Source organism: Haloterrigena turkmenica DSM 5511 (assembly GCF_000025325.1).
GTDB lineage: Archaea > Halobacteriota > Halobacteria > Halobacteriales > Natrialbaceae > Haloterrigena > Haloterrigena turkmenica.
This window is the reverse complement of record NC_013748.1, coordinates 38,544-54,221: the sequence shown is the minus strand read 5'-3', so window position 1 is coordinate 54,221 and position 15,678 is coordinate 38,544. Positions and strand designations below refer to the sequence as shown.

38 protein-coding genes are annotated in these 15,678 nt (G+C 62.3%); 27 read left to right on the top strand and 11 right to left on the bottom strand.

The window, feature by feature from the left end; translation table 11 throughout:
- Positions 1–45: 45 nt before the first annotated feature.
- The 21 genes from HTUR_RS25185 to HTUR_RS25095 all read left to right on the top strand — a co-directional run bounded on the left by HTUR_RS25185 (position 46) and on the right by HTUR_RS25095 (position 9,268).
- Positions 46–456 (top strand): hypothetical protein, encoded by a 411-nt coding sequence (locus tag HTUR_RS25185; RefSeq protein WP_012946211.1) that lies wholly within the window; start codon positions 46–48, stop codon positions 454–456.
- Positions 453–785 carry a hypothetical protein gene (locus tag HTUR_RS25180; protein WP_012946210.1) on the top strand — a complete coding sequence of 111 codons (333 nt, stop codon included), beginning with the start codon at positions 453–455 and terminating at the stop codon, positions 783–785. The genes HTUR_RS25185 and HTUR_RS25180 overlap by 4 nt, the downstream gene beginning before the upstream one ends.
- The gene (locus tag HTUR_RS27795; RefSeq protein ID WP_012946209.1) at positions 782–937 is read left to right on the top strand and encodes a hypothetical protein; all 156 of its coding nucleotides are present in this window, start codon (positions 782–784) and stop codon (positions 935–937) included. The genes HTUR_RS25180 and HTUR_RS27795 overlap by 4 nt, the downstream gene beginning before the upstream one ends.
- Positions 934–1,419 carry a hypothetical protein gene (locus HTUR_RS25175; protein WP_012946208.1) on the top strand — a complete coding sequence of 162 codons (486 nt, stop codon included), beginning with the start codon at positions 934–936 and terminating at the stop codon, positions 1,417–1,419. Before HTUR_RS27795 ends, HTUR_RS25175 begins: the two co-directional genes overlap by 4 nt.
- Positions 1,416–2,006, top strand: coding sequence for a DnaJ domain-containing protein (locus HTUR_RS25170; protein WP_012946207.1), 591 nt, complete (start codon positions 1,416–1,418; stop codon positions 2,004–2,006). The genes HTUR_RS25175 and HTUR_RS25170 overlap by 4 nt, the downstream gene beginning before the upstream one ends.
- Entirely contained in the window at positions 2,003–2,218 is a 216-nt protein-coding gene (locus HTUR_RS25165) for a DUF7511 domain-containing protein (RefSeq protein ID WP_012946206.1), read from the top strand. The genes HTUR_RS25170 and HTUR_RS25165 overlap by 4 nt, the downstream gene beginning before the upstream one ends.
- 117 nt (positions 2,219–2,335) lie before the next feature.
- On the top strand, positions 2,336–2,653 hold the full coding sequence (locus HTUR_RS25160; protein ID WP_012946205.1) for a helix-turn-helix transcriptional regulator: 318 nt from the start codon (positions 2,336–2,338) through the stop codon (positions 2,651–2,653).
- The gene (locus tag HTUR_RS25155; RefSeq protein ID WP_012946204.1) at positions 2,653–3,237 is read left to right on the top strand and encodes a hypothetical protein; all 585 of its coding nucleotides are present in this window, start codon (positions 2,653–2,655) and stop codon (positions 3,235–3,237) included. Before HTUR_RS25160 ends, HTUR_RS25155 begins: the two co-directional genes overlap by 1 nt.
- Complete coding sequence (locus HTUR_RS25150; RefSeq protein ID WP_012946203.1) at positions 3,237–3,710, top strand: hypothetical protein; 474 nt, start codon at positions 3,237–3,239, stop codon at positions 3,708–3,710. Before HTUR_RS25155 ends, HTUR_RS25150 begins: the two co-directional genes overlap by 1 nt.
- Positions 3,707–3,958, top strand: coding sequence for a hypothetical protein (locus HTUR_RS25145; RefSeq protein ID WP_012946202.1), 252 nt, complete (start codon positions 3,707–3,709; stop codon positions 3,956–3,958). Before HTUR_RS25150 ends, HTUR_RS25145 begins: the two co-directional genes overlap by 4 nt.
- Before the next feature lie 107 nt (positions 3,959–4,065).
- Entirely contained in the window at positions 4,066–4,245 is a 180-nt protein-coding gene (locus HTUR_RS25140) for a hypothetical protein (protein WP_012946200.1), read from the top strand.
- Entirely contained in the window at positions 4,238–4,420 is a 183-nt protein-coding gene (locus HTUR_RS25135; protein ID WP_012946199.1) for a hypothetical protein, read from the top strand. The genes HTUR_RS25140 and HTUR_RS25135 overlap by 8 nt, the downstream gene beginning before the upstream one ends.
- The gene (locus HTUR_RS25130) at positions 4,417–4,809 is read left to right on the top strand and encodes a hypothetical protein (protein ID WP_012946198.1); all 393 of its coding nucleotides are present in this window, start codon (positions 4,417–4,419) and stop codon (positions 4,807–4,809) included. The genes HTUR_RS25135 and HTUR_RS25130 overlap by 4 nt, the downstream gene beginning before the upstream one ends.
- Positions 4,806–5,012: a hypothetical protein gene (locus HTUR_RS25125; RefSeq protein ID WP_012946197.1), complete on the top strand. Its 207-nt coding sequence runs from the start codon at positions 4,806–4,808 to the stop codon at positions 5,010–5,012. The genes HTUR_RS25130 and HTUR_RS25125 overlap by 4 nt, the downstream gene beginning before the upstream one ends.
- Complete coding sequence (locus HTUR_RS25120; protein WP_012946196.1) at positions 5,005–5,811, top strand: hypothetical protein; 807 nt, start codon at positions 5,005–5,007, stop codon at positions 5,809–5,811. Before HTUR_RS25125 ends, HTUR_RS25120 begins: the two co-directional genes overlap by 8 nt.
- Positions 5,804–5,932, top strand: a complete 129-nt coding sequence (locus tag HTUR_RS28520) for a hypothetical protein (protein ID WP_264183156.1) — start codon at positions 5,804–5,806, stop codon at positions 5,930–5,932. The genes HTUR_RS25120 and HTUR_RS28520 overlap by 8 nt, the downstream gene beginning before the upstream one ends.
- Positions 5,933–6,299: 367 nt before the next feature.
- Positions 6,300–7,157: a ParA family protein gene (locus HTUR_RS25115; RefSeq protein WP_012946195.1), complete on the top strand. Its 858-nt coding sequence runs from the start codon at positions 6,300–6,302 to the stop codon at positions 7,155–7,157.
- A 2-nt stretch (positions 7,158–7,159) separates the two neighbouring features.
- A complete protein-coding gene (locus HTUR_RS25110) occupies positions 7,160–7,591 on the top strand; it encodes a hypothetical protein (RefSeq protein ID WP_012946194.1) in 432 nt (143 codons plus the stop codon).
- Between the two features lie 116 nt (positions 7,592–7,707).
- Complete coding sequence (locus HTUR_RS25105; protein ID WP_012946193.1) at positions 7,708–8,094, top strand: type IV pilin N-terminal domain-containing protein; 387 nt, start codon at positions 7,708–7,710, stop codon at positions 8,092–8,094.
- Positions 8,095–8,441: 347 nt separating this feature from the next.
- Positions 8,442–9,065 carry an SAM-dependent methyltransferase gene (locus HTUR_RS25100; RefSeq protein ID WP_012946192.1) on the top strand — a complete coding sequence of 208 codons (624 nt, stop codon included), beginning with the start codon at positions 8,442–8,444 and terminating at the stop codon, positions 9,063–9,065.
- Positions 9,062–9,268: a hypothetical protein gene (locus HTUR_RS25095; RefSeq protein ID WP_012946191.1), complete on the top strand. Its 207-nt coding sequence runs from the start codon at positions 9,062–9,064 to the stop codon at positions 9,266–9,268. The genes HTUR_RS25100 and HTUR_RS25095 overlap by 4 nt, the downstream gene beginning before the upstream one ends.
- 555 nt (positions 9,269–9,823) lie before the next feature.
- Here HTUR_RS25095 and HTUR_RS25090 read toward each other — a convergent pair.
- Genes HTUR_RS25090 through HTUR_RS25040 form a run of 11 tightly spaced genes read right to left on the bottom strand, consistent with a single transcriptional unit; the run spans position 9,824 to position 13,613 of the window.
- On the bottom strand, positions 9,824–10,366 hold the full coding sequence (locus tag HTUR_RS25090; RefSeq protein ID WP_012946190.1) for a hypothetical protein: 543 nt from the start codon (positions 10,364–10,366) through the stop codon (positions 9,824–9,826).
- Complete coding sequence (locus HTUR_RS25085) at positions 10,363–10,545, bottom strand: hypothetical protein (RefSeq protein WP_012946189.1); 183 nt, start codon at positions 10,543–10,545, stop codon at positions 10,363–10,365. Before HTUR_RS25085 ends, HTUR_RS25090 begins: the two co-directional genes overlap by 4 nt.
- Positions 10,538–10,780 carry a hypothetical protein gene (locus tag HTUR_RS25080; protein WP_012946188.1) on the bottom strand — a complete coding sequence of 81 codons (243 nt, stop codon included), beginning with the start codon at positions 10,778–10,780 and terminating at the stop codon, positions 10,538–10,540. The genes HTUR_RS25085 and HTUR_RS25080 overlap by 8 nt, the downstream gene beginning before the upstream one ends.
- A complete protein-coding gene (locus HTUR_RS25075; protein ID WP_012946187.1) occupies positions 10,777–11,040 on the bottom strand; it encodes a hypothetical protein in 264 nt (87 codons plus the stop codon). Before HTUR_RS25075 ends, HTUR_RS25080 begins: the two co-directional genes overlap by 4 nt.
- Positions 11,037–11,420 (bottom strand): hypothetical protein, encoded by a 384-nt coding sequence (locus HTUR_RS25070; protein WP_012946186.1) that lies wholly within the window; start codon positions 11,418–11,420, stop codon positions 11,037–11,039. Before HTUR_RS25070 ends, HTUR_RS25075 begins: the two co-directional genes overlap by 4 nt.
- Positions 11,413–11,667: a hypothetical protein gene (locus HTUR_RS25065; protein ID WP_012946185.1), complete on the bottom strand. Its 255-nt coding sequence runs from the start codon at positions 11,665–11,667 to the stop codon at positions 11,413–11,415. The genes HTUR_RS25070 and HTUR_RS25065 overlap by 8 nt, the downstream gene beginning before the upstream one ends.
- A complete protein-coding gene (locus tag HTUR_RS25060) occupies positions 11,664–11,852 on the bottom strand; it encodes a hypothetical protein (RefSeq protein WP_012946184.1) in 189 nt (62 codons plus the stop codon). Before HTUR_RS25060 ends, HTUR_RS25065 begins: the two co-directional genes overlap by 4 nt.
- Positions 11,842–12,252, bottom strand: a complete 411-nt coding sequence (locus HTUR_RS25055) for a hypothetical protein (RefSeq protein WP_012946183.1) — start codon at positions 12,250–12,252, stop codon at positions 11,842–11,844. The genes HTUR_RS25060 and HTUR_RS25055 overlap by 11 nt, the downstream gene beginning before the upstream one ends.
- The gene (locus HTUR_RS25050; RefSeq protein WP_012946182.1) at positions 12,245–12,820 is read right to left on the bottom strand and encodes a hypothetical protein; all 576 of its coding nucleotides are present in this window, start codon (positions 12,818–12,820) and stop codon (positions 12,245–12,247) included. Before HTUR_RS25050 ends, HTUR_RS25055 begins: the two co-directional genes overlap by 8 nt.
- Positions 12,813–13,322, bottom strand: coding sequence for a hypothetical protein (locus HTUR_RS28375; protein ID WP_012946181.1), 510 nt, complete (start codon positions 13,320–13,322; stop codon positions 12,813–12,815). The genes HTUR_RS25050 and HTUR_RS28375 overlap by 8 nt, the downstream gene beginning before the upstream one ends.
- Positions 13,323–13,613 (bottom strand): hypothetical protein, encoded by a 291-nt coding sequence (locus HTUR_RS25040; RefSeq protein ID WP_012946180.1) that lies wholly within the window; start codon positions 13,611–13,613, stop codon positions 13,323–13,325.
- Between the two features lie 180 nt (positions 13,614–13,793).
- Between HTUR_RS25040 and HTUR_RS25035 the strand changes: the two genes are divergently transcribed.
- From HTUR_RS25035 to HTUR_RS25015, 6 genes are all read left to right on the top strand, one after another.
- Positions 13,794–14,126 (top strand): hypothetical protein, encoded by a 333-nt coding sequence (locus tag HTUR_RS25035; protein ID WP_012946179.1) that lies wholly within the window; start codon positions 13,794–13,796, stop codon positions 14,124–14,126.
- Entirely contained in the window at positions 14,123–14,329 is a 207-nt protein-coding gene (locus tag HTUR_RS25030) for a hypothetical protein (protein ID WP_012946178.1), read from the top strand. Before HTUR_RS25035 ends, HTUR_RS25030 begins: the two co-directional genes overlap by 4 nt.
- A gap of 39 nt (positions 14,330–14,368) precedes the next feature.
- Positions 14,369–14,548, top strand: coding sequence for a hypothetical protein (locus HTUR_RS25025; protein WP_012946177.1), 180 nt, complete (start codon positions 14,369–14,371; stop codon positions 14,546–14,548).
- Between the two features lie 39 nt (positions 14,549–14,587).
- On the top strand, positions 14,588–14,860 hold the full coding sequence (locus HTUR_RS25020) for a hypothetical protein (protein ID WP_012946176.1): 273 nt from the start codon (positions 14,588–14,590) through the stop codon (positions 14,858–14,860).
- A 37-nt stretch (positions 14,861–14,897) separates the two neighbouring features.
- The gene (locus HTUR_RS27790; protein ID WP_187291527.1) at positions 14,898–15,074 is read left to right on the top strand and encodes a hypothetical protein; all 177 of its coding nucleotides are present in this window, start codon (positions 14,898–14,900) and stop codon (positions 15,072–15,074) included.
- Positions 15,075–15,177: 103 nt separating this feature from the next.
- A complete protein-coding gene (locus tag HTUR_RS25015) occupies positions 15,178–15,555 on the top strand; it encodes a hypothetical protein (protein WP_012946174.1) in 378 nt (125 codons plus the stop codon).
- Positions 15,556–15,678: the final 123 nt, after the last annotated feature.

The following is a 15,678-nucleotide window of genomic DNA, read 5'->3' as shown; positions in this document are numbered from 1 at the left end:
TCGCGAAGCGATTCCACAGCTCGACGATAGCGAGGACGACAACCGATGACCGACTCCAACACCGACGACAGTACCGTCGAATCGAACGGCGACCGAATCACGGCCACGCTCGAGGACACCGAACTCGAGGCCGACTGGCGAACGATGAAGCGACTCGCCGAGGACATCCTCCGCGAAGCGGAGACGCACAAGACCGACCTCGAGAAAGCCGAGGCGATCTCCGGCGCGTGGGTTCGCGTCTCGTGTGGCTGTTGTGACTACGAGGAGGAGTTCGAATACGCGCGGACTGTCCGCGAACGCGGCCAAACGCCCGAAGCACACGCCGACCACCCGGATTTCGACTGTACGCCCGACGACGTGACGATCGAAGCGTTCTGTCCGCGCCACGGGACGATTCGGCTGGCCTACGACGAGTGCGATAGTTGCGCGTCGAACCGAGCGCTGATGAACCGATGACCGACGGCGAGTACCGAATCGAGGGCGCGCGTGTTGTCGGCGGCGAGTACCGCGTCTCGCTTTCGATCATGACCGAGTACGAGCTGACCGTCGTCGCGGGCCACCACGAGAGCGACGCCGTCGAGATCGCCGAGGAACGCGCGATTTTCGGCGACGAGAAACCGGCGGATCGATTCACGCCCCACGCCGACGTCGAGCAACTCCGCGAAATCTACGAGGACGACGTTGAGGCGGGCCAACTCGAGTATATGGACGCACCGACGGCGCCGAGCGAAGACACGTACTGGGACGACTCGCGACACTTCGAATTGGAGCGTGAGGCCGAATGACGGCGTTCGCACTCACCACGGCCGCGCTCGCGGCGATCGTCGTCCTCTGGACGCTGGCGGCCGTCGGCGTCGGTGCCGTGGATCTCGCGACGCGCCTGCGTGCCGGTCGCGTTCGAACGCCCAGCGGACTCGAGGAGGCTGACTCAGAATGAGCACGAACACCGACGATTCGATATTCGAGGACGTGATGAAGCGCCCGCCAAAAACCGACGCGACGACCGGCACGTGGGACGACGACGGCCCGATTCGGGGCTGGACGTTCCGAGAGACGGGCACCGCAACGATCCACGATTACGTGCTCGAGGACCACTGGACGGCTCACGGACTGACGTGCATGCTAATTCGCGTGACGGAGTACTTCGAATCCGGCCGTCTCACGCAGGAGTCGCCGGACTACGGCGAGAACGAGACCTACTACCGCGGCTACGTCCACGCGCCGGGCGTCGACTCGTTCCCGAAGGGCTACGGCCACACGTACATCACCGACTGCTACCCCGACGACGGCTGGTTCGTGTGGGACGAACGCAGTTTCGAGAACCGACCGGGCTACGGCCAGTCGATGCGCGAATCGGCGATCGGGAAGACCGAGACGCTTGCTCGCGGGCTGGCCCGACGCATGGAGGGCAAGATATGACGATAGATTGGCCACCCCAGTTCCCACGAACTTCCGCGGAGGATCGCCAGCCGAACAACCGCTTCGACACCTCGCTCCGGCAGTCGATCGACGACCTCGCGGACGAACTCGAGCGCGTCGGGGCCGACGACTGGCGCCTCGAGACCGCCGCCGAACACCAAAAGCGAAACCCGCGGTATCCCTACGCCGACGCCAGCCCCGACGACCCCGGCGCGGTCGTGCGCTGGACGATGGACGGCGACCAGTACGCCGCCGCGTGTGACGCCTACACGCGCCTGCGGGACAATATCCGGTCGCTGTACAAATACATCCACGAGAAACGCAAGATGGAATCCCGGCCGGTCACGACCGGCGAGTCGGAGTTCGCCAACGCCCGCCTGCCGCCGGCCGACCAGGAGATCGCCGTCGAAGCCGAGCCGCCGGCCCACGTCGTGCTCGGCGTCGATCCGAACGCGGGACCGGAGGATATCCGGCAGGCCTACCGCCGGCAGGCGATCGACGCCCATCCCGACAACGGCGGGAGCAAACGCGAGTTCCGACGGCTGAAACGTGCGAAAGAGCAGTTGCTCGAAGAGGTGGCGGCATGAGCACGAACACCGACTCGCCGTTCGTTCGCGCGAGCGATCTCCCTGCGGCTGGATACCCCTCGTACCGAGTGAAGAAAACAGAAGTCGAGTACGGCGACGGCACCAGCGCGCTCACGATCTACGCCGGGGATAGCGACGAGTCCCGGTTCGCGACAACCGCGTGGGTCTCGGCACTCGGCGAGTCGTTCGTCTCGCTCGAGGACTGCCGGTAATCGGCCCGCGATTTCAGTATCGGATTTCAGACTAATTCGCTGTTCTCTCGCGTTCTCGAGGCCAGAAATCCGGTAGTCGGGAGAAGGTTTATACTCGATTATCCACTACACTGAAATATGGCGCAAGCTGATACGACGACCGACGACCCGACCTCGGAACTGTCCGGTTTCAAGCGCGACCTACTGTTCGTTATCGCCGACGTTGGCCCCGCCAAGGGCCTGAAAATCAAGGATGAGATGGAAGCGTACTACGCCAGTGAGGTCAACCACGGGCGTTTGTACCCAAATCTTGACGCGTTGGTCGAGAGCGGCCTCGTCTCGAAGGGCCAGCGCGACCGGCGAACCAACGAGTACGAGCTGACCGTGAGAGCGCGGCAGGTTCTCGAGACGCGTCGTGAGTGGGAAGCCGAGCGGTTCGACGGAGGGGATGCGTGATGTCGACCGAGCCTGTTGTCCGTGACCGTGGCGAGATACGAACGATTCTCGAGTCGGTCAAATCTGGCGACGAACTGACGATCGAGGCCGAGGGCGAGATCAACGGCGAAGAAACGACGTGGCGAGATAACCGCGAAGTCGATTTCGTTTCGCACAATGGCGATATCCAGTTCGGCGACCCTGGGAAGCCACACTCGAGGGTCGTCGACCCCGACTCGCTCACCGTCTACGAACTCGGCAACTCGCCGGACCAGCCGCTCGTGAACGGGCTGGAAATCACGAGAGTCTGGGACTGGCGGGATACCGGAACCGACGAAATACAACAACCGGACATGGAATCGATGTCACCCAGCGACTGGAAAGAATACCTCACGCGCCACCAAGATCGGTGTCTCGTCGTGAATGCCGAGGACGGCGTTCACGCCTTCCAGTATGAGGACATTGAAGGCCGAGTGACGTTCTTTGCACAGGGATCGCTTGGGTACGATGAGGACGGAACACAGGCCGCACTCGACCAGATCGCCGGTACGTCGGACGGGCTTCGAGTCCAGACTATCGAGGAAACCTACGAGGGCGATTCGTAATGTCCACCTTCAAAACGCTACTCACCGAGGAGATCGACGTTGCCGGCCGCCCCGCGGCCGCGCTGACCGATCGCTTCGAGGACGAATCGGAACTGGTCGACGCGTTCCGCGAGGACGTGTCGTTCACCGACTACAGCGGCGTCGGGCGGCGAACGTCCCAAAAGCTGTGGGACTACCTCACGTCGGAGTACCCCGAGGCCGATCGCGAGCGCAAGGAGCGAAGCGACTCAATCTGTACCGAGTACACGACCGACCACGAGCTTCCCGACGAGACGCTCGAGGACGGGCTCGCCTATTGGGCGTTCATCTGCCCGCGATGCGAGAACACGAACCCGCTCAAGGGCGACCCGGAGGACTTCGAAAGCCGACCGTTCCGGTGTGAGACCTGCCGGTGGGTCTCGAGACTCGAGAAAGAGTCGCTTCGGGAGTTCGCCGAGGACGAGCTAGCCGAGGAAACGGAGGTGCCAGCATGACCACCTACGAGTACCGCGTCACGGGCTGTGGTGGCGGCGTCTGGCGACGCTCCGAGTGGACCGACCGCGAGGATGCACTCGAGGGCTACGAGAGAGCCTCTGATGAGTGGGACGGCGTTATCGGCTTCGAGCGCCGCGAGCCCGGCGACGATTCGACCATCCAGCGCAAGCAATCGCCCGACGCCGACGAGTGGATCGACGTGACCGCGGACATGATTCACTTCGAAGACGAGGAGGTGCCGGCGTAGATGCAAGTCGAAACCAAGACGACGACCTGTCCGCACTGTGGGGCCGCGGTCTCGCTGACGCTGGCGGGCTTTCAGGGCAACCGCTGTCCGTACTGCGAGGTGGCGCTATGATCGATCACCCGGCGCCGGGTGCCGAAATGCCCGCGGGCGGCGTCGGCACCGGCGACGACCTGATTACCTGCGATAAGTGCGACGCTCCCGCGACGCGCTCGTGGGAAGGCAGCGGGGAGTTCCTGAATCTTTGCGAGGACCATCACGACGCCCTCGCGAGGTGGCTCGATGCGTAAGCGACTCCGCACCTGGTGGCGACGACGCAAGCTCGAGCGGGGCTACCAGAAGATCGCCGAGGCTGACCTCGGGAAGAGCGTCGGATTCACGCCGATCATGCGGAAGTGGGAGCTCATGGAACGGGACGGCTATATCGAACTCGAGGACGGCGAAAAGCGGTGGTTGTGGCCATGACCGACGACTTCGACGAAGAGACGTGGGAGTACGACGCCTTCCGCGTCGGCCGCGCGACGCGCACGGTCGACGTCGCCGGCCCCGACGGCCCGGAGACAATCGACGAAGGCACGATCCGCTTCGATCTCATCAACGAGGAGGACCACTGGCTGTACGAGGAAGAGTCGTGGGTCGACCACTTCGCAGCGCCGGGCGCGGAGAACGACGCCCTCGAGCACATGGCCCACCAGCCGATGGACAAGCTCGGGATTATCGAGTTGCCTGAACCGATGACGCGCGAGGCCGCGTTTGAGTGGCTCGACGACCATCCCGACAAGTGGCGCCAGTTCCTCGATGACAGTATCGAGAGCGACACGACGGCCGCGGATCTACTCGAGGAGATTCGATGAAAGTCGGCCAGCACGAGGTACAGGAACAGCACTACACAGTCCTTGAGTGCCCGGCCTGTGAGACCGAGCGCAAGGCCTACCACCTCGGGACGGCCAGCGACGGACGGGTCGGCTGGGTCTGTGGCGTCTGCACGGCCGAAATTCTCGAGGACCCAGAGACGGGCGAGCTGCAACGCGCGAGCGAGGTGAGCGACAGTGAGTGACACCGCCGACAACGTCCGCACGGTCTTCGAACACTTCTGTTCGGACATGCCGATTGGAATCGACTTTATCGATACCACCGACGACGAACAGACGGGCGAGCAGTTCCTCTCGGTCGTCGTCTCGGTCCATCCGAGCGTCGGTCCCGAGAAGGCCCGCCAGATGGCTATTCGCCCGGTCTTTCAGGCGTATGCGCGGCTCGTCGCCGAGGCCGGACTCGACTACCCGCTCGAGGCGATCCTTCGGCTGGCCGTCGAGACCGACGACGGGATTCCGCTGATGGGGACGTTCCGGTGTGCGGTGCCGTGGGTCCGCGAGCACGCCAACGACAACCTCACGCTCGAGCAAACGATCGCGCTGGTCCTCGAGACGCGTCGCAGCCCCGACGACGTTGCGACGGCGACCAGCGGCGAGTGGGAACCCGGCTACGACCTCGAGTGGCGGCAGGCCGAGCCGATCGACGCCGACGAGTTCCCAGCACAGACGCCATACGAGTACTGGGCCGGGAAGTCCGTGGAGTATCCGGGGAGCGACGAAGGTACCCTGTCGGTGGCGCGTGGTGGCGAGGATGTCTGGCGGGCGTGTGATGAGTGTGGCTGGCGGTCGACCCTTCACTTCTATGCGCCCGACGCGGTCTACTGCGAGGGTTGCGATCGACAGCTCGGCGAGACCGACCGTCCGGTCGAACAGGACCTCGTCGCACTCGAGGGCAGCGAGATCGTCGCCGAGGACGGCGAGACCGTGGCGACTGTCGAGTGGTTCGACGACCGAATCCGGGTTCACGAGGGCGACGATGCGTAGAACGTGCCAAGGCTACTGTGGCGGGTACGTCGATCTTGCCGAGGCCCACACGGTCGGTCGCGGCGGCGAGAAGTTCTGTCCTGATTGCTACGAGCGCTGGCGACAGTCCCGTTCCGACTGATTGGTTTTCACTCGACACGAGGGGTGGTCTCCCCGCGTTACACTCGAAACGTGGTGTCCCATCTAGTCGCCGAAACCGCTATACGGGAGCGGGCAGAACCCTTGGTCGCCGCCGGCTAACCGGACGTCGTGGAGGGCCTTCAACAGGGTGTTGTTGCCATGCCTCGGCGACGAGCCGTAGTGGCCGACGGTTATCTCGTGCACTCCTAGCGGCACGCGACCGGCGTACTGGTTCCTGAGCTCCGTTCCCTGTAACCTGAACTGGATTACCGAACACGGTAGTCAGGATAACGTATATGTGTGCGGTACACTGTTTACTGTATACGGAACATGGGAAACAGCAAACGGTACACTACGGAGGGCGGGCAATGAGCGACGAGATAAAACGACTCGCGACCTACGTGCAGAAAGGTGGCGTGGCGAAGACGACGTCAAGCTCTCACATCGCGGTCTCGGCGGCCCAAGACCACGACCTCGATGTCGTGTTGATCGATCTGGCCGGCACACAGAACGACCTCGCGACGAACTTCGGCGTCGATCTCCCAACCGACGAGGAGGACAAGCCGAACCCGGACGCGCCGGTCTCGGCGATCTTCGGCGAGAACTGGGAGTTCATTCGCACGAACATCGACGACGTAGTCGACCGGATGGTTTTCGAGACCGACGAAGGGCCGGACCTGATTCCGGCCGACCCCGGGCTCGGTGGCGCGAACAACAACCTCGCGAACGTCCCGCTCGACGAACGGTTCACGGTCCTCGATGACTTCGTGTCCGATGAACTCGCACCGCGGTACGATCTCGTTATCATGGACTTGCCGGGCAACGAGAACAATATCGTCCTGAACGGACTGTTCGCCGCCCAACAGACGTTCGCCCCGCTGCGACCGGGCCAGTTCGAACTGAACCAGCTCGACAATCTCGAGCGCGACCTCGAGACAATCAGCGAGAAACACGACGGCGTCGACCCGGAACTCGTGATGGTCGCACCGACGATGATCGACAAGCGCGAACCCGAACACAAGCGCTTCGCCCGGACCGTTGAAGACGAGTTCTCCGATATCGTCGGCCCGCGGATCTCCAAAACGACGGACATCGGCCGTGAACAGGGCAACGGCCAGACTATCTTTGCACTCGAGGACGACGAACTACTCGATACGGCCGAACGCGCACGCGAAGCGTACCGTGATCTGACGACCGACCTACTCGACCGACTTGAGGCACGCTAACCATGACTGACGACGACAAACAAAAGGCAGAGGAAATGCTCCAACAGTCGAGTGAACAGACACTCGTCGATGACGATTCGACCGACGACACCGACGACTCCCAGTCACTCGAGGCGGCGATCGCCGACGCCTACATGGCGATCGACAACGGCGACGCGAACGAACACGTTGCGACCCGCGACCGATCCCTCGCGGCGCTGTTCAAGGGACTCGATGACGCCAACGAACTCGAGCCACTGGCCGAACAGGCCGCGGCCGCGCTTGACCGTGACCTCGAGTCGGCCACACAAGCCGAAGCCGTGCGGAAACTACTCCGGTATGCGATTGCGGATCTAAACGGCGACATTCTCGAGACGGCCAAAGACGGCCGGAAGGCGTTCAAGAAGGCCCAGATGGAACAGCAACTCGAGAATCTGGACGACGAACCGATCTAATTCAGCCGCCAATTCACTGCATACTGTTTTCTGTGTACTGTATACAGCAAATCGTATACTATTAAGTTCACTCAGTATGATGTATCACACGGACGGGGAAACCCGCTCGAAACCAAATGGCAACGAACACCCAACGGGCGATCAGCCCGATTATCGGCGTTGTACTACTCATTGGAATCACCATCGCACTCGCGGCCACCGTCGCCGGCTTCGTGCTCGCGATGGACATGCCATCCGAACCGGCACTCGAGCCCACCGACGAGACCGACACCCCGACGGCCGACTTCGAGGCGACCGCCAGCCGGACGGCGACCGTCCTCGAGCACACCGGCGGCGATCGGCTCGACGCGGCCCGCGTGACCATCATCCTCGCCGATGGCACGCAGTCGTGGGGCGACGGGGAGATTCGAGAGGGCGACCGGACGTCTGTGTCGGGAAGCGTGGAGCGCCTCGAATGGAGCGACGGCGAGCAGACGGTTACGCTCGCAGAGTTTGAGGGATAGTCGGCGAAACGTACTAGGATTTTCACGCAGAGTAGAAACTATGACAGCACACGATACGACGGACGGCGGCGACGAAGACACTCCGTGCGACATCTGTAGCAGCGGACGTAGTCGGTGCCAGGAACAGGTCGATGGAAAGAATCTGAATCTGTGTGGACCTTGCCGCGACCTCCTCGTGAAGGGTGGCCGCGTCGAGGGCTCGAGAGTGGAGGTGGTCTGATGTCCTCGAACGGCAACGCCTCAGGCGATACTGAACGCTGCCCGAACTGCGATCACGAAGGGGAACCGGACTCGGTAGACTACTACCGCCGAGAGGCGGCTGCCTGTGAAAACTGCGGGTGCCTACTATGAACGACGATCGGCCCATCGTCCAGGAGCGGCCGGACTTCGACCTCTCGTACCACCGGACGAAGACGAACACCTGGACGTTCAAACCGGCGACGATTCGGAAGTTCGTTGAGGAACGACTCGAGGGTCGCGTTCTGAACCTGTTCGCAGGGAAGACGAAGCTCAACCACGACGACGAGATAGTTCGCGTCGACCTGGATGAAGACCGGGACGCGGATTATCACTTCGACGCGATCGAGGTGCGTGAGCGGTTCGGCGAGAACTCGTTCGACACGGTCATCATGGACCCGCCGTACTCTGTTATCCAGTCTCGGAAGCGGTACGACGGCGAGTACGCGGGCCACTTCAAGCACGTTCGAGACGAGGTCTCGAAGGTCGTGCGTCCAGGCGGGCGGACACTGACGTTCGGATTCACGTCGACCGGAATGGCTCAGTCTCGAGGCTTCGAGAAAGAGGAGCTGGCGATCTTCGCTCACGGCGGTCGCTACCGGGATACGTTCTGCGTCGTCGAGCGCCGATTCGAGCGTGACCTATCGGAGTTCCCTGGAATAATTGCAGCGACGGACGGCGGAAAGCCACGCACACAGAACACGGGAACAGAACACTCGGAGGCCGACCGATGAGGGCAAACCAAGACGTCGCGGTCTACGAGTGTCACTGTGGGTCGACAATCACGTTCCCCGAACGCAAATGGGATTCACTCCGGTACATGGCGGGCAAATTCGGCTACCGGAATCTGGACGAATTTATCGACGCCAATCGGTCCTGTTGTGACCGCCCGTCGTACACGTCTGTTGGCGGCGACGTGCAGGAGAACTCGGAGTAGGAAACGGGCGGCGTGCCCGTAGCCCCGGACACGCCAGTTTCTGCCGACTCACTATTACGCGAAAATACTATCGGAAAGCGCCGCTGGTTATTCATACTCATCAGCAAGATAGAAATTCACGAAACATCAAGAACGCAACAAAAACTAAGAGCTTGCAGTAGCAACTACCTTCATATGCGAGAGGACGAGGACTATTCTCACCCGATTCCGAATCGTGTTGCAGACCGGGCAGCAAGTTACTATACGGTGCCGAGACGCGACCTCCACGAACTACTCGAGACGATCGACGATATGGATGGGTTACGAAACGACCTCCAAGCACGCGCTCAACGATCCGACAGATTCGAGGTTCTGAAACGGAGTTGGAACGCGACGTACTATCGAGTCGCTAGTGACTGGGTCCGAGTTATTTGCCCAAGTTCCGGCCCGTCGCACCCCAATGCCACAAACGCACTCAACCAGTGCTACGATCGAACTGTAGTCGATAAGACCGACGCCCATATCGGAAACGGACAGGGATTCGTCCTTTCAGACTAGTACTCCTCCGACCGATGTTCACGTATCGCCGCCGACTTTTCGCTGCACGAACGCCGGCGCGTCCTCGAGACAGACCACGCGCGACCGATACAACTCACACTCCCGATCGCGGTCGTCCTCGCCGTAGATGTTCTCGAGGGCCATTTCCAACATCCCGCTCGTATTCTCGACGTGGTTCCACGCGCCCGTCGGATACCGCGACCAGAGGTGGAACGGCCCGTCGTAGCCGTCGTACTCGCCGACCGGATCGTAGGCCAGCCACCATTCGTGGTCGGCGGCGACCTCGAAGTAGACGGCGACCGTCCCGCCGGTGGCCTCGAGCGCCGCCCGCCAGTCCGCGGGCTCGATCTCGTCGTTGCGTTTCCGGCCGTCCATCACCTCCACGACCGGCCGGACTGCCGGGCCGGGCGCGAAGGGCGTTCCCGAGGATTCGACCAGGCGCTGGCGAGCTGTGGTCGGCAGACTCTCGAGTGAGCGCCGTCGGGGCTGGTCGGTGTTGAGTAGTGTGTACTTGCCGGCCCGGAACTGCTCGAGCCACTGGGGCGTGTGGTCGTCGGTCATTCCGAATCACGCTCGAAACCGCTGATAATCGTGTACTCGTGACCGAATACCTCGCGGCGGAACGCGACGGTATCTGGGTTGTATGTCAGTTTCGGCTGCCCATGGTCGTCGTAGTACTTCCACAGATAGCCCTCGCGGGAGGCCTCGGTTTCGGTGAAAAAGTCCCCGAACTCAGCCATCGGACTCACCCTCGGCGGCCAGCATCTCGTTCGTCCACGGTTCGTCCTCGGGAAGGTCGTGGGCCTCGATGCCGTGGTCGGCCAGCGCCTCGAGCACGTCGCCCCAGTTGTCGGCCCCGCTGATGACGGGTTCATCACAGAGGCGACAGTAGGCCGTCTCGGTCTCGGCGACCGTCTCGAGCGTGCCCGTGAGTTCGCTTTCGGCGGGCGTCGGAACGGTGTTCTCGTCGGTCATTCCGAATCACGCTCCTCGAGCGCCTGGTGTTCGTGCCACTGCCGGGCGACCGTCTCCGCCGATGGGAGATACCACCCAGCGAGCACGGCAACGAAGACGATACACGCGCCACCAACGACGGCGGTGAAATACGGATTCGACACGTCGTAGAATCCAAGATCGGCAAGCGCCGCGCCGACCGCCGACCCGCCGAAGGCCGCCCCGACAATCCCGAAGGCGAACGCCGCCCCGGTCCGATCATGGAGTAGGTCACTACTCATTCACTCTCACCGGGCCGGTCGACCCACATCATGATCCGACCCCACATTTCGCACTGGTAGGGTTCGTAGTCGTCCCCTTCGCGATACTCGAGCCCACGTTCGACCGGGTCGCCCCAGTCTTCGCGGTCGTGATAGCTATCGTTCGTGTGCACGTTCAGCGTCGCCGGGCGCTCGTCGGTTGGCACGTCAAAGGCGTAGGTGCCGTGATGGTCGATCGACTCGGCGAGCATGACCCGTTCGTCGTCGCCGACCTCCCACACTTTCCCGAACTCGGTCTCGGCGATCGGCACCTCGTAGACGTCGGGGTCGCGCTCGAGCAGCTCGTCGTAACTATCGAGCCGGCCGCCCTGCCAGACGTGGACGGTGACGGTTTCACTCACCTTCAACACCCCGCGGTTCCGCTGTAGTCTCCGCCGGCTTGACCGACACGTCGACGGCGACCGTCTCGTGCCACCCCTCGCCACTCTTCGGACACCGATGGGCGTGGTTCTTCGCGACGGCCTCGGCGATCTCCTGGTTCTCCGCGACCGTCAGCCCCGCTTGCTCGAGGTCGCGTTCGACGACGACGCCACAGTGGGCACACTCGCCGACGACCACGGCGTCGGGATTCCGAAGGACACCGCTCATAGGAACGCCCCTCCGGTCCACGAGTCGGGTTTGACGGCGCCGATGTAGCCAACTGCACACCCGCATTCGAACTGCACCGTCTCGTCATCGTACTCGGCGTCGGGGTTGCGGGTCACGACGACGTACTCGCCACAGCCCTCGCACGCGACGGGGTCGTGTTCGAACTGGCGATCGTCACTCCCCATCGCCCTCACCTCGCTCGCGTCCCGTCCCGCCAAGGCCGGCCCGGATCTCTCGTACGTACTCACAAATGCCGTCCTCGCTGAGGTCTTCGTCGTGGATCATCGTCTCGAGTGAATTGAGTTGTGTTACCGCCCGCTGGCAGCGATCTTCGGGTGTCCACTCATCGCCTGTCGAATCGGGGAACCAGCCCCAGTGAATCTCGCCGGTACAGACTGTCCGAAAGTCCTCGTAGGAGTGGTAGATCGACTGGTGGCCGCCCGTGATTTTCTCGTCGCTTTCGGGGACGCTCTCGGGAATCCACTCGAGGATGATGAACCCCGACGGGAAGCGATAGCCCCACGCCCGGAAGCCGTCGGGACCGGTGTAGTGAAACGGGCCGGTGGGTGGGTCGTCGCTACTCATCGTTACCCTCCGCGTTGTCGACCGCCCCAAGCGTTCGATTCATCCCGGCGACCAGCGGCGTCTCTTCGACCGACTTCAAATAGACGAGTCGAATCTCCTTGTCGCCGCCGAAGAACTCGTAAAAGTCCTCTTCGCCGAAGTCGGGTGTGGGTTCGGTCTCGAAGCCGATATCCCAGTCGTCGTCCTCGCCGCCCTTGACCATCACCGAATGCCGGGCTTCGAGGTCGCCGTCGACGACGCGGAACCAGCCGCGACCGCCGATCGTCATGGGTCTGGCGTCGGCGACCAGCCGCCCGTCTGCGGCCTCGAGAATCGCCCACAGCTCGTCGGCGCTTTCGTACTCGAAATGCGCGCCCGGCTCTCGGTCGTGGTGCTCTTTGTAACAGCCGAGACAGTAGTAGCGTTCGTCGGTGCCGGGCTCGAGGGTTTCGTTCGGCCCGGCGACGAGCTTGTTCGAGACCACGCCGTCGTGGGCGTGCTCGAATTTCCCATAGAGGACGCGATACGTGGGGTCGTCCCCGGAGAGGGTCGTCTCGCAGTATCGGCACTCGGCGGATTCGCTACTCACCGACCTCACCTCGCTCGCTCTCGGCGACCTCGCGAAGCTTCGCCACGCCCTCGGGTGAGAGATATTCCTCGCACCCGCCGATTGTGAACTGTTGGGGCGGGTAGGCGACGCCCTCAAACATGGGCGTGCCGTCGATCTCGACCTGTGCGCTTCCGTCTGCCGCCCCGACAAGTTCGACCGTGTGCGCGTCGCTGTTGACGGCGTCCATGATCGCATTCTCCCACTCGCCGTATGGGCAACCGGGCTGGGACGGAATCCCGCCACCTTCGCCGGCCAGCGCATACGGATGGTCGTCGTCACTCTCGCCGGTATCACCCGATTCGTCCTCGTAGCGCCACTCGAGGAACTCCCGGTAGACCTCCTTGTAGGCGCGAGACTTCCCTAGTCGAATATCGCTTTGCCGTGGGTTCGACGACCGCGGGCCGCTGTTCTCGTAGTCCGATTTCGCCCCTTCCCGTCGCTCTCGAAGCCACTGCTCGAATTGGTCTAGATCGCTACTCATCTACACGTCACCCCGTGCAACAGCCAAATGCACCCTCGAGACCGCCACACTCTCCACCCGCTCGAGGCGGGCCGTCTCGCTGGCGTGCTCGCGCGGAACGATCTCTCGGCCGTAGCCGTGGTACTCGTGGTAGCGTTCGACTCGCCCGTCGCCACGAACCTCGTAGAACCACCGCCAGCCGGTCGTCGGATCGTCACACCGGAGCACCTGGTCGTCGTCACAGTCGGCCAGCGGGTCGCGCTGTGCTTGTAGCCGTCCGATCGGTCGTGCCGTCTGTTGGGATTGGCTCATGTCTTAGATCTCCTGATTCCGGCGTCCTCGAGTATGCGAGGCGCCCGAAATCATAGTTGTAAGTTACGTGTAACGGATAGTTAAGGCTATCCCCGACTACCGGCGGCTTGGGTAGGCGAGACTGGCGAATCCGGGCGTTGCGAGGGAAACGCTTACCCCGGAGACTGGCGACATTCAGGTATGGCGACAGACACCGACGGTCCGACGGGCCCACTCTCCGAGTTCGGCGAGACGCGCGTCTCGGAAGCCGCTCGAGAACGGGCCGAACGGATCGACGCACAGACAGCGACGTGGCGGTTCTACACCGAAGTCGTGCTCCAACTCGTCGTGCTTGCCGAGGTCGTGGCGATTGTACTTGGCCTGGGCGGGGTCGTGCTCTACCACCGCCCGCTGTTCGCACTCGAGACGATCGCGGCGATCGCCACCGCGACGTGGCGGCCCGTCCTGGTCGCGACGGTCGCCGGCTATCTATCGAACTACGTCGCGAATCCCGAACCGGAGGAACTGGTATGACCGACGCACCGATCGACAGGTTCGACGCGTCCGCACCGGACACGGCGACGATGACGGTCAACGGCCGCGAATACGAGTTTCGTGCCGATGATCTGCCGGCGCTGAAAGCGATCTTTGACGACCTCGAGATAGAGGGCGCGGAGGTTCCCGAGGCTGAATGGTCCGCTGAGGGCTTTCGCGAGACACTCGAGGGCGACAAGTAGGCCAGAACACCTATTCGCACCCGCCCGAATCGCTCGCATATGCCCGATGTTGACGAATCCTGCCCGGCCTGTGGCTCTCCCGACCGGCGGGTCCATCACAACCCGCTCGCGTGGGAGTGCCGGGACTGCGGAACCGTCTACCAGGATATCCTCGAGACCGATTCCGAGGGGAACGTGGTCGAACGGAGTGGGACGAACGTGCTCGAGCGCGGGGAGTAGGCCGACACGCTGATTCGACTCGAGTCCTACTACTCGCGCATGTCCCAGTCCCGAACCCAACGTGTCCGTGGCCGATCGCCGCCCGATCGCGAGGACGGCTGGCAGGTGACGACGGTGCCCCGTCGGACGACCAACGATTCCGGCGCGGCCGTCTGTGCCGTCACGGGTGCGACTGTTCCGCTCGAGGAGACCCACTACTTCGTCACGTTGCGCAAGCCGACGCCCGGTCGCCACCAGCCGCCGGAGTTCGACCATCTGGTCGTCGCCGAGGGCGCGCTCGGCGAGCTGGATGAATGGCTCGAGGACGACTAGCCGCGACTTTTTATTCGAAGCCGCGGCCAACGGCGGTATGCGAAACCCACAGGAAGACCTCCTGGTCATCGAGGCGCTGGTCGAATACCATCACGATCGCAAAGCAATCCAACCCGAACGGGCGGCTCGCGCGTGGGTACTCGCAGAGGAGATCGCTGCGAGTCACGGACTCGAGGTCGTGGATGCGCTGGCCCAGCGAACGAAACTCGAATAGAAAAGCAGAGACTCGCGCCGTTTGCCGGTGGCGAGACGGCTTGACGTTTACTTTCACCCCAGTCACGGAACCCTTTTCTGGTAAGCAGCCATGACTATTCACTATGCAAAACAATGAAACAACGGTCAATGTGAATCTAACCCAAACAGAAATGGACTACACTTCTCTGACCATTTACGATCGTGAAAGCGAAGAAGAACTCACTGACCGAATTATCCCCACTGAAATGACTGCTCCTGCTGTCGGCGACATCATCTCGCTTGCCGATCTTAGGATGTCTGGATCATTTGAGAATATGGATGGGGAAGCAGAGGTTGTTTCCGCGTCAGATCGGTATGAAGTTGTCCACCGCCGACTGGACTATCACTTTCACGATTACGACTTTGACGACAAGGATCTAGAAGAAGGTGTTTCGCTTCATGCCAATATCTGGGTTGTTGAGAAGCCTCTCGAGGAGGACGACGACTGGAATCGAGAGTAGTCTTATTCTCTAACCGCCGTGTCCGTTCTCGAGACCGCCGGTTTTGGACGACTCACTACTCGAGTCGAGTTTTGAGTTTCGGCCCGCAGTTGATATAGCACTATACAGTTTAGAACATACGAT